Here is an 11433-nt window from a genome sequence, read left to right as displayed (position 1 = left end):
CCTCGGAGGAGTAGGTCATAAAATTACGCAGACCCTACCATCAAGGTACTTATTTTCCTTCTGCGGGGGATGACGATGGGCGAGGAAGCCGAAACCGTACTGATCCGCATCCGTGCGGCCATGCCCGCGCTGCGGCCGTCGGAGCGGCGCATCGCGGAGGAGTTCACCGGCGACCCGGCCGCCACCGCCAACCTGTCCATCGCCGAGCTGGCCGCCCGCTGCGAGACCTCCACGACCTCGGTGGTGCGCTTCTACCAGCGCATGGGGTACGCGCACTACAAGGACTTCAGGATCGACCTGACCAGGGCGGTGGCCAGGGAGGAGCTGGCCACCTCGAGCCTGCCGGAGGTGTCCGGCGACATCGACCGCCACGACAGCCTTGAGGGCATCGTCTCCAAGGTGGCGATGAACGAGACGCTGTCCATCGCCGACACGGCCCGCGCGCTGGACATCGAGGCGCTCGGCGAGGCGGTGGCGCTGCTGCTGGGGGCCCGCAGGATCGACACCTTCGGCGTCGGCGCGAGCGCCCTGGTGGGCCTCGACCTGCAGACGAAGCTGTCGCGCATCGGCCGTACCGCGATCAACTGGCACGACGCGCACGCGGCCTGGACGTCGGCGGCCACGCTCGACGGCACGTGCGTGGCGGTGGCCGTCTCGCACACCGGAGCCACCACCGACACGGTCGAGTTCCTGGCGATCGCCCGCGCGTCGGGCGCCTCGACGGTGGCCATCACGAACTTCCGCGAGTCGCCGCTGGCCGCCGCGGCCGACGTGACGCTCACGACGGCCGCGCGGGAGACCAGGTTCCGCTCGGGGGCCCTGGGCAGCCGCATCGCCCAGCTCATGGTCGTCGACTGCCTGTTCACCGGCGTCGCGCAGGCCTCCTACGACGCGTCGATGGAGGCGCTGCGCAACACGTACGCGGTGGTGCACGACCGCGCCGTCCACAAGCGCGGCTAGGACCCGCTCACGTACGGCCCGTAGCAGCCGGTCAGGCGGGCGAGGGCCCTGGCCTCGGCGGTCCCCGCCGTCTCGCCGTCGGACCGGCCGCGGCGCATCGTCCTGAACGGGGAGCCACCGCGGCCCGAGCGGCCTCCGCGTCCGGCACAGGTTCACAGGCCCGATTCACCTGGGGTTCACTGCGCCGCCCTAGCTTGTAGCACCATGAACTGGAGGTACCGCGCCAACGCCACACTCGAAGGCCTGACGGGATACACGTTGACGCGCCGCCTGCGCAAGGAGGCGCCGAAACCGGCCCCCAAGCCGCCGCCGGAGCTGCGACGGCTGCCGGGCGACGCGGTGCGGCCGCCCGTCGACGGCGAGCACGACCGGTTGCTGCGCGAGCCGGTCTTCCTGCTGTCGTCCGTACGGTCGGGCTCGACACTGCTGCGCGTCATGCTCGACAGCCACTCGCGGATCCACTCGCCGATCGAGACGCACTTCCGGCGGGTGACCGTCGGCCTCGGCACCGATCCCGTACGGCAGGCCATGGACCTGCTCGGCCACACCCACAGCGACATCGAGCACATCGTCTGGGACCGGCTGCTGCACCGGGAGCTGAGCCGCAGCGGCAAGCCGATCCTGGCGGAGAAGACGCCGAGCAACGTGTTCGCCTGGCGGCGGATCTCGACCTGCTGGCCGGACGCGCGTTTCGTCTTCCTGCTGCGCCACCCCATGTCGATCGTGCAGTCCTGGCACGAGGCCGACCCGCCCAAACGGCCCATGGAGGAGGCCGTGCCGCGCACGCTGAGTTACATGACCTACCTCCAGGAGGCGCGCACGCACCTGAAGGGCCTGACGCTGCGCTACGAGGACCTGGTCGCCGACCCCGAGGCCGAGCTGCGCCGGCTCTGCGCGTTCCTGGACGTCGGGTACGAGCCCGCCATGCTCGCCTACGGCGATCAGGACCACGGCGCCTTCGTCAAGGGCATCGGCGACTGGCGGGACAAGATCCGCGCCGGCACCGTCGTCGCGGCCCGCCCGCTGCCCGAGGCCGACGAGATCCCGGAGGAGCTCCACCAGATCTGCCGCCAGTGGGGCTATCTCCGGTGAGTGACTTTTCTCACCGCCGTGGATGCCATGCTGTGACAGAGTTCGCCGGTGATTTGCCCGCCGTTCCCCACGACCTCCGATATGTTGCCCTTCGTGATCAACGGGCTTTCGCGCCGCACCTTGTTCGCCGGAACTCTCGCCGGCCTCGCGGCGCCCTCAGCGGCCTCCCTGGCCCCCTCGGCGGCAGACGCGGCAGCCGTCCGCGGCCGCCTTCCCTCACGGCCGAACATCCTGCTCGTCCTGGCCGACGACCTCGGATGGGGTGAGATCGGCAGCCAGGGACAGCGCAAGATCCACACGCCGAACCTGGACCGGATGGCCGCCGAGGGCGTGCGGTTCGCGACGGCGTACTCGGGGGCGCCGCTGTGCGCGCCGGCACGCTGCGCGTTGCTCACCGGGCTGCACGCCGGCCACGGCACCGTGCGCGACAACCCCGAAGGCGGGCCGCAACGCTCGTTGACCGACGCCGACCTCACCTTCGCCGAGCTGCTGCGGCTGTCCGGCTACCGGACGGCCTGCATCGGCAAGTGGGGCTTCGGCCCGGAGCAGCCCCACCAGGCCTCCCATCCGAACGTACGCGGTTTCGACGAGTTCTTCGGCTACATCACCCACCGGCACGCCCACCACTACTTCCCCTCCTACCTGTGGCACAACGACAGGAGGGTGTCCATCCCCGGCCGGTCGTACGCGCCGCACCTGTTCCGCGAGAAGGCGGCCGAGTTCATCGCCAAGGGCGACGACGACCCGTTCCTGCTCTACTACGCCAGCAACCTGCCGCACGCGCCCAGTGCCATCCCCGGCGACGCGGGCGTCTACGAGAAGGAGCCGTGGAGCGATCCGAACCGCCGCCACGCCGCACAGGTGACACGGCTCGACACCGACGTCGCCGCCCTGCTGCGGGCGCTGCGGGACGCGGGCGTCGCCGAGCGCACGCTCGTGCTGTTCACCAGCGACAACGGCCCCCACCGTGAGAAGGGCGTGACGCCCTGGCTGTTCAACTCCAACGGCCCGTACCGCGCCGACAAGCGCGACGTGTACGAAGGCGGCATCCGCGTGCCGCTGATCGCCTGGTCGCCCGGGTTACGCCACCGCGTCGAGCGGCAGCCGGTCGCGTTCTGGGACGTGCTGCCGACGCTGGCGGACCTGGCGGAGGTGCCGGTGCCCGCCCACCTCGACGGGCGGTCGTTCCGCGGCCTGCTCACCGGCGGCGACGCGCCCGAGCACGACCACCTGGTGTGGAACCGGCCGCGCAAGGCCCAGGCCATCCGGCGCGGCCGGTGGAAGGTCGTCCGGTTCGCCCCGAACATCGCCGGAGCCGGGCCCGAGGGCCGGGTCGAGCTCTACGACCTGTCCGCCGACCCCGGCGAGAAGCTCGACCTGGCGGCGGACCGCCCCGAGCTGACCGCCGAGTTGCTGGCCACCCTCGACGCGTCCATCGGGCCCGACCCGCGCATCCCGTACGGGCTGCGCACGCAGCTCACGGACGACCAGGTCGTCGTGACCCTGCACAACGGGTCGTCCCGCCCGTGGCGCGGGGTCGAGCTGGGACTCGACGGGCCACGCAAGCGACGGGCGCACCGGGTGGCGCGGCTGGAGCCGGGCACGGCGATCACGGTCGGCTTCCCGCTCCCCGCCAAGCGCCGCGGCCGCATCGTCGCGCGTGCCGCCTTCACCGCGGGCGGCCGCAGGCAGGTCTTCCGCGCACGGCACATCAAGCGCACGGACGCGTCGTCGCCCACGCTCCGGCCCGTCACGTGAGCGCGTCGCCTGCCACCCGGCGAACGAGCCGCGGGCGGGCAGGCGACGTGAGCCCCGGCGACGCGTGAAGGGGAGGGCCGTGCACGGCCCTCACCCCGCGTTCCGGCGCGGGACGCTCAGCGGGTGGCGTAGGCGCGGATCACCTCCTGCGCCAGGGTGTTGCCGTTGACGTCGGAGGCGTTCAGCCGCAGCGAGACGAACCCGGACGGCGACCGGCCGACGGTCGTCTCGTACCTCCGTTCGCCCCTGTCCCGCAGGCGGAGTGGCTTCCACGTGGCGCCGTCGTCGTACGACACCTCCAGCGAGACGTCCCTGATCGCGCTCTGCTCCGCGCCCTCCTGGTGGTAGAGGGACAGGCCCAGCTTCCGCGACCCGGCCCGGTTCTTCAGGTCGACCGGCGCGTCGAACGTGGCCAGCAGCAGCGGGATCACCGCCGTTTCCGCGGCCCGCTCGGAGCTGAAAGTCCACACCCCCTTGGTACGGGTGGACAACTTCGCCCAGCCGGCCTCGTTGGCCAGGTCGTACTCGATCCGGTAGCCGGCCTTCTCCGGGGAGAGCGTGCCCGACCCCGACGGCAGGTAGTTCGTCTGCCACAGGAGCGTGTCGCCCTGGTAGAGCCTGAAGTCGGTCGTCATGCCGTGCTCGAACTTGCTGGTGTAGGTGTCGCCGTAGTTGCGGGCGGCGTCCACGAAGCCCTGCATGGACACGCGCAGCTTGTCGCCCTCCCTGCGCACGGGGTTGCGCGGGTTGACGCCCGGCAGCAGCGGCTGCTTGAACACCGAGCGGCCGACCCGCTCGCCCGCCTCGTACGGGCGCAGGTCCGGCGAGGACAGCGCGATGCGCGGCGTGTCCGGGTGCGGCCACATGGTGTTGTAGTGCCGCTCGGGAACGCCGGCCGACGTGGCCCAGCGCAGGTCGGGCCCGGGGGTGACGTAGTCGGTCCGGGTGCGCGGCGCCTTGGCCATGGGATGGTTCGTGGAGACCGACGTGGTGTCCCAGGGCTGGAAGACGAACCTGGCCTCGTTCACCGTCACGTCGTCGGCGAGCTGGGTGTGGAAGTCCGTCTCGATCCTCGCCAGCGACCTCGACCTGACCACGTAGCGCGGCTTGTCGCGCACCTGGCCCTTCTCCTGGAGGAACAGGTCGTACACGTACGGGCTGGCGACGATGCCCTTGGCCACGATCGGCACCTGCAGCCGGCGCAGCCGTTCGACGAGCCTCAGCCCTTCCTCGTGCGTCAGCCGCACGGTCGGGACGGCGAGCTTGACGCCGTTGCCGCCGGTGGTGACGTCGTGGCCCGGCTGGTCGCTGTAGACGGCGACCATGCTCGCCCCGGCCGCCGCTGCCGCGTTGGACTGCGTCGAGACCGGCACTCCGGGGGTGCGGCGGATGACGGCGAGCTTGCCGCGCAGGTCGCGGGCCTTGATCTCGCCGGGGCCGCCTCGTCCCGCGTCGGCCGCCATGAGCAGCCGGGTGCCGTCCAGGCGCGGGTACTCGGTGGCGAAGTCGCTGAACTGGACCGGGTCCACGTACTGGGGCTCCAGGTCGAGCCCGGGGGTGGTGAGGGTGATCTCGGGGGCGGTCAGCCGCCACCGGGTGGAGACGGCGAACGTGCCCTTGGCGACCTTCTCGGTGGGCTGGACGAACAGCCGCTCCTCGATCTGGCCGCCGGGCGCGATGTGGGTGCCGCCGCGCAGCGCGGTGCCCTGTTCCCCCGCCCGGTACCACCGCAGCGCGGCGGCCGAGCCGGTGTTCCGCTTGGTCCTGTGGTCGGGCGTCTCGACCTCGACCTCGACGGCCTTGCGGGCGTCCAGCACCACCTCGGTGTCCTCGGTGATCGTCATCTCGGGGTCGCCGAGCAGGCTCTCGTTGAGCGGCGTGCCCTTGGCGGTGCTGTCCTGGCCGGCCGGCATGGTGAAGATGTGGCCGAGCACCGAGTACGTGCCGGGCTTGACGAGCAGGCACGTGCCCTTGCCGTACTTCTGCTCGGTGCACGGCTGCGCGGGCTCGCCGGGAAGCACGCGGCCGACCAGGGTGCCCTCGTCCAGGTCGAGCACGGTGAAGCCGCCACGGCCCGGGCGGCCGTCGCGGGCGATGCCGCGTACACGCAGCTCGACGCGCTTCTCCTGGACGTCGGCGGTCAGCAGCGTGCGCACGGGTGCGCCGCCCGCGACGGCGGCCGTCAGCTCCTGCCGCACGAGGCCCGTCTCGTCCGCCTTGAGGGTGACCGTGGCCTCGGCCGTCCCCGACGCGGGCACGGTGAGCCCGGCCGGTTCGACGGCGAACGCGCCGCCGCTCGACAGGTCCAGCTCCGCGGGCTGCTGCCCGAGGTTGTGGTAGGTGACGGTGAGGCTCTTCTCCTCGCCGGGGGCGAGCCTGCCGAAGTTGACCGAGCCCGCCGAGGCCGCGACCGGGTTCTTCAGCGCGGCGGCCACGTCGATCCTGCCCGCGCCCTGCGCGTCGACGGGGATGTCCTGGCCCGGCCTGGCGGTGGCCATGAGCAGCGACTTCAGCTCGCCGCCCGTGACGCCTGGGCGGGCCTGCCGCAGCAGCGCCGCCGCGCCCGCGACGTGCGGGGTGGCCATGGAGGTGCCGGACATCGCGGCGTGCCCGCCGCCGGGCCTGGCGGCGGAGATGTCGACGCCCGGCGCGGTCACGTCGGGCTTGACGGCCTGGTCGGCGACGATCGGGCCCTTGCTGGAGAAGTCGGCCAGCCGGTCCTCGCGGTCGACCGCCCCGACGGTCAGCGCCTCCGCGGCGTCGCCGGGGGCGCCCACGCACGAGTCGCACCCGTCGTTGCCCGCGGCCACCACGAACAACGTCCCGTGCTGCTCGCTCAGCCGGGAGACCGCGGCGGTCAGCGGGCCGCCCGGCTCCGGGCTGCCCAGGCTCATGTTGACGATCTCGGCGCGCTGCTCGCCGGCCGCCCACTCCATGCCGTCGATGATCCACGACAGCCGGCCGAAGCCGTCGCCGCCCAGGACCCGGCCGTTGAGCAGCCTGGCGCCGGGCGCCACGCCCTTGCCGCCGCCGTCCGTACCGGCGCCCGCGATCGTGCTCGCGACGTGGGTTCCGTGGCCGTGCGGGTCGCCCGTGACGTCCTCGCCGGTGAAGTCGCGCTGACCGGCGACCTTGCCCGCGAGGTCGGGGTGCGCGGCGTCCACGCCGGTGTCGAGCACGGCGACGGTGGTGCCGGCGCCGTCGTACCCCGCGGCCCAGGCCTCGGGCGCGCCGATCTGCGGCACGCTGTGCTCCAGGACCGGCTTCACCTTGCTGTCGAGCCAGATCTTCGACACGCCCGCCAGCGGCCCGGCGGCTCGGGCGTCCGGGCCGTCCAGCTTGGCCAGCTCGGCCCCGAACGCCACCGCGTCCCGCTCGGCCACCGACACGCCCGTCCCGCCGATGCTCTCCAGCGTGCGGACCTGCTTCACGGACGGCACCGCGGCCTTGGGGGCGTTCCCCGCGTAGGTGAAGATCAGCGGGATGGCGTCGTCGTACCCCTGCTCGGCCAGCGCCGTCACGTTGAACAGCGCGCTGTCGAGCCGCTCGGGCACCAGGGCGGCGACGTCGTCGGGGATGACGCTCAGCTCTCCGCCGGACTCCAGCACCTGGAACGTCGGCACCGAGCCGTCCGCCCGGGGCGCGGGGGTGACCGCCACGGTCCTGTGCTCGCCGTCCACGGCGCGCACGCGTACGCGATCACCGGTGACCAGCGTGATCTCGTCGCGCGCCGCGTCGCTCGTGAACTCCACGGGCGGCGCGGCGCTCGCGTGCGCGCCAGGGGCCGGCAGCAGCGCGGCGGTCACGGCGGCCGTGGCGGCCATGACCGTCCCGCGCCGCCACCGCCCTTGTCTCGCGCGCCCTAACCCATGCAGCATGAACGACCTCCAGAAATCGGTAAGCACGAATACCCGACTTCCTAGCGGCCCTGAGCTGGCGCTGTCTATGAAGTTGGCGTGGCCAGATCCCGACTTGTCGTGGATCCGCCACTCGTCACGGCCGTCCCCGGGCCCCGGTCCAGGAGACGGTGGCCCTCCCTGGCCAAGCTCCGCTTCAGGGGCGCGAAGCTGCTGCTCGGGCTGTTCCTGGCGACGCTGGTGCTGCCCGGCGAGGTGACGATCATCTCGCAGTACGTCACCGTCCGCTCGCTCGGTCTGGCCGACACCCTGCTCGGGTGGCGTTGCCGGGCGCGATCGGGATGCTTAACGTGCTGTTGATGCGTACAGCGTTTCAGGCGATCCCCCGGGAGAATGGACGAAGCGGCGATCATCGACGGGGCGACGGCGTGGCAGCGGCTGCGCCACATCGGCCTGCCGAACGTGCGCGGCATGCTCAGCGTGGTCACGATCTTCGCGTTCAGCGGGGCCTGGGACGACTTCCTGTGGCCGCTCATCGTCCTGACCGACCCCGCCAACTACACTCTCACGGTCGGCCTGCAGTATTTGAACGGCACGTTCAGCGCCAACCCGCGGCTGATCGCGGCAGGCACGATGATCTCCTTCCTGCCGATCGTGATCGTCTTCGCGGCACTCCAGCGCTTCTTCTTCAAGGGCGTGGAGGAAGGCGCCATCAAAGGCTGACAGTCCCCCTTTTTGTGTGAGGAGTCCCTGATGCACGACGACCGCGACCTGGTCGAAGCCCGCCTGAAGCGTGTGCTCAACGAGCGGATCCGCCCCGCTCTTTATCCCGAGTCGGTGCCGCTGGAGGTGGCCGTCTGGCATGCGCCGGACGAGCCCGTACCGGTCGCCGAAGGGCTGGCCGCGGCGCCTGAGCCGATCGCGGTGGGCGACGCGTGGGGCGCGCCGTGGGGCACGAGCTGGTTCACCGTCACCGGCACGGTGCCGGAGCGGTGGGCGGGCCGGACCGTCGAAGCCCTGCTCGACCTGGGCTTCGACGAGGACATGCCCGGTTTCCAGTGCGAGGGCCTGGTCTACCTCCCCGACGGCACCCCGGTGAAGGGGCTCAACCCGCGCAACCAGTGGGTCCGCGTCGGCGCCCCCGTCAAGGGCGGCGAGCAGGTGCGCCTGCACGTCGAGGCCGCCTCCAACCCCGTCATCCTCGGCCGGCACCCGTTCCAGCCGACCAGGCTCGGCGACAAGGAGACGGCCGGGAGCGACCCCCTCTACCGGCTGACCCGCATGGACCTGGCCGTCTTCGACCAGACCGTGTGGCAGCTCGTGATGGACCTGGAGGTGCTCGGCGAGCTGATGCACGAGCTGCCCGTCGACGGCGCCCGCCGCTACGAGGTGCTGCGGGCCGTCAACCGGGCGCTGGACGCCGTGGACCTCCAGGACGTCAACGGCACGGCCGCCGCCGCCAGGGCCGAGCTGACCGGCGTGCTGTCGGCCCCCGCCGTGCCGTCGGCGCACCGCGTCAGCGCCGTCGGCCACGCCCACATCGACTCGGCCTGGTTGTGGCCGCTGCGCGAGACCGTGCGCAAGGTGGCCCGCACCGCGTCCAACATGACGGCGCTGCTGGAGGACGAGCCGGACTTCGTGTTCGCCATGTCGCAGGCGCAGCAGTGGGCGTGGATCAAGGAGCACCGGCCCGAGGTCTGGGCGAAGGTGACCAAGGCGGTGGCCTCCGGCCGGTTCGTCCCGGCGGGCGGCATGTGGGTGGAGTCCGACACGAACATGCCCGGCTCGGAGGCGATGGCCCGGCAGTTCGTGCACGGCAAACGTTTCTTCATCGACGAGTTCGGCGTCGACAACGAGGAGGTGTGGCTGCCCGACACGTTCGGCTTCGCGGCCGGGCTGCCGCAGATCATCAAGGCGGCCGGGTCGAAGCGGCTGCTCACGCAGAAGATCTCGTGGAGCCAGACGAACACGTTCCCGCACCACACGTTCCTGTGGGAGGGCCTCGACGGCACCAGGATCTTCACGCACTTCCCGCCCGTCGACACCTACAACTGCTCGATGACGGGCGGCGAGCTGGCCCACGCGGCCCGCAACTTCAAGGACAAGGGCGTCGCCCGCCACTCGCTCGCGCCGACCGGCTGGGGCGACGGAGGCGGCGGCACGACGCGCGAGATGGTCGCCAAGGCCGCCCGGGTACGCGACCTGGAGGGCTCGCCCGCCGTCACGTGGGAGACGCCGACCGACTTCTTCGCCAAAGCCGAGGCGGAATATCCCCACCCGCCGGTCTGGGCCGGCGAGCTCTACCTGGAGCTGCACCGGGCGACCCTGACCAGCCAGGCCAAGACGAAGCAGGGCAACCGCCGCAGCGAGCACCTGCTGCGGGAGGCCGAGCTCTGGGCGGCGACCGCGGCCGTGCGCGCCGGGACGCCCTACCCGTACGCGCAGCTCGACCGGATCTGGAAGACGGTGCTGCTGCACCAGTTCCACGACATCCTGCCCGGCTCGTCGATCGCGTGGGTGCACCGGGAGGCGCGCAGGACGTACGAGCTGGTGGCGGAGGAGCTGAACGCCGTCATCGACACCGCGCAGCGCGCGCTGGCCGGCGACGCCTCCGGCGGCACGCTCGTCTTCAACGGCGCCCCGCACGCCCGCCACGGCGTTCCCGCGGGCGGCGCGGCACGGCCGGAGGCCGGCGTGCGGACCTCCGCGGGTGACCGCGACGGCGGGGGTTACGTTCTGGACAACGGCGTGCTGAGGGTGGAGGTCGACGCCCGGGGCCTGATCGTGTCGGTCCACGACGTGGCCGCCGACCGGGAGACGGTCGCCCCGGGCCAGGTGGCCGGGCTGCTGCAGGTGCACCCCGACTTCCCCAACAAGTGGGACGCCTGGGACGTCGACGAGTTCTACCGCAACACGGGCACCGACCTGACCGAGGCCGACGAGGTGAGCCTGGTGGACGGCTCGGTCCGGGTCCGCCGCTCCTTCGGCTCGTCGAGCGTGACGCAGGTGTTCACGCTGTCCGGCCGGCGGCTCGACATCGACACCGAGGTCGACTGGCACGAGACGGAGAAGTTCCTGAAGCTGGCCTTCCCGCTGGACGTGCACGCCGACCGGTACGCCTCCGAGAGCCAGTACGGCCACGTCTTCCGTGCCACGCACACCAACACGAGCTGGGAGGCGGCCAAGTTCGAGGCCTGCAACCACCGCTTCGTGCACGTGGAGGAGCCGGGCTGGGGCGTCGCGCTGGTCAACGACTCGACCTACGGCCACGACGTCACCCGCACCGCCGGCGACGCGGGCACGACCACGACCGTACGCGTCTCGCTGCTGCGCGCCCCCCGCTTCCCCGACCCGGAGACCGACCAGGGGGTGCACCGCTTCCGCCACGCGCTGGTGCCGGGCGCCACGATCGGCGACGCGGTCCGCGAGGGCTATGTCGTCAACCTGCCCGAGCGCCGCGTGCCCGGCGACGCCGAGGTGGCGCCGCTGGTGACGGTGGACGACGACGCGGTGGTGGTGACCGCCGTCAAGCTGGCCGACGACGAGAGCGGCGACGTGATCGTGCGCTTCCACGAGTCGAGGGGCGGCCGGGCGCGGGCCACGCTGACGCCGGGCTTCCCGGTGGCGGAGGTGGTCGAGACGGACCTGCTGGAGCGTCCCACGGCCGAGCCGCGGCGCCACGACGGCCCGGTGCCGCTGACGCTGCGCCCGTTCGAGCTGGTGACCTTGCGATTCAAGCGCGCGTGATCAGGCCGCGTGATCAGGT

General features: G+C 72.2%; 7 protein-coding genes. 6 read left to right on the top strand and 1 reads right to left on the bottom strand.

All coding sequences use genetic code 11. From position 1 onward, the window contains the following. Window positions 1-69: 69 nt before the first annotated feature. The 3 genes from ABGA98_RS27365 to ABGA98_RS27355 all read left to right on the top strand — a co-directional run bounded on the left by ABGA98_RS27365 (window position 70) and on the right by ABGA98_RS27355 (window position 3810). Complete coding sequence (locus tag ABGA98_RS27365; RefSeq protein ID WP_347621264.1) at window positions 70-960, top strand: MurR/RpiR family transcriptional regulator; 891 nt, start codon at window positions 70-72, stop codon at window positions 958-960. A 204-nt stretch (window positions 961-1164) separates the two neighbouring features. Next, window positions 1165-2052 (top strand): sulfotransferase, encoded by an 888-nt coding sequence (locus tag ABGA98_RS27360; protein WP_347621263.1) that lies wholly within the window; start codon window positions 1165-1167, stop codon window positions 2050-2052. 93 nt (window positions 2053-2145) lie between these two features. After that, a complete protein-coding gene (locus ABGA98_RS27355) occupies window positions 2146-3810 on the top strand; it encodes an arylsulfatase (RefSeq protein WP_347621262.1) in 1665 nt (554 codons plus the stop codon). A gap of 116 nt (window positions 3811-3926) precedes the next feature. On the opposite strand, the gene ABGA98_RS27350 is transcribed toward ABGA98_RS27355, so the two are convergent. Further along, a complete protein-coding gene (locus tag ABGA98_RS27350; protein WP_347621261.1) occupies window positions 3927-7688 on the bottom strand; it encodes a S8 family serine peptidase in 3762 nt (1253 codons plus the stop codon). Window positions 7689-7766: 78 nt separating this feature from the next. Here ABGA98_RS27350 and ABGA98_RS27345 point away from each other — a divergent pair, with 78 nt between their 5' ends. The 3 genes from ABGA98_RS27345 to ABGA98_RS27335 are packed head-to-tail and all read left to right on the top strand — an operon-like array spanning window position 7767 to window position 11414. Continuing rightward, entirely contained in the window at window positions 7767-8027 is a 261-nt protein-coding gene (locus tag ABGA98_RS27345) for a hypothetical protein (protein WP_347621260.1), read from the top strand. 33 nt (window positions 8028-8060) lie between these two features. Next, window positions 8061-8390, top strand: a complete 330-nt coding sequence (locus ABGA98_RS27340) for an ABC transporter permease subunit (protein WP_347621259.1) — start codon at window positions 8061-8063, stop codon at window positions 8388-8390. Window positions 8391-8420: 30 nt separating this feature from the next. After that, window positions 8421-11414 carry a glycoside hydrolase family 38 C-terminal domain-containing protein gene (locus ABGA98_RS27335; protein WP_347621258.1) on the top strand — a complete coding sequence of 998 codons (2994 nt, stop codon included), beginning with the start codon at window positions 8421-8423 and terminating at the stop codon, window positions 11412-11414. The last annotated feature ends 19 nt before the right edge of the window (window positions 11415-11433 follow it).

Origin of the sequence: Nonomuraea sp. B1E8 (assembly GCF_039871515.1) — a bacterium.
Classification (GTDB): Bacteria; Actinomycetota; Actinomycetes; order Streptosporangiales; family Streptosporangiaceae; genus Nonomuraea.
The sequence above is the reverse complement of the archived record's forward strand: the minus strand, read 5'-3'. Positions and strand labels throughout refer to the sequence as shown.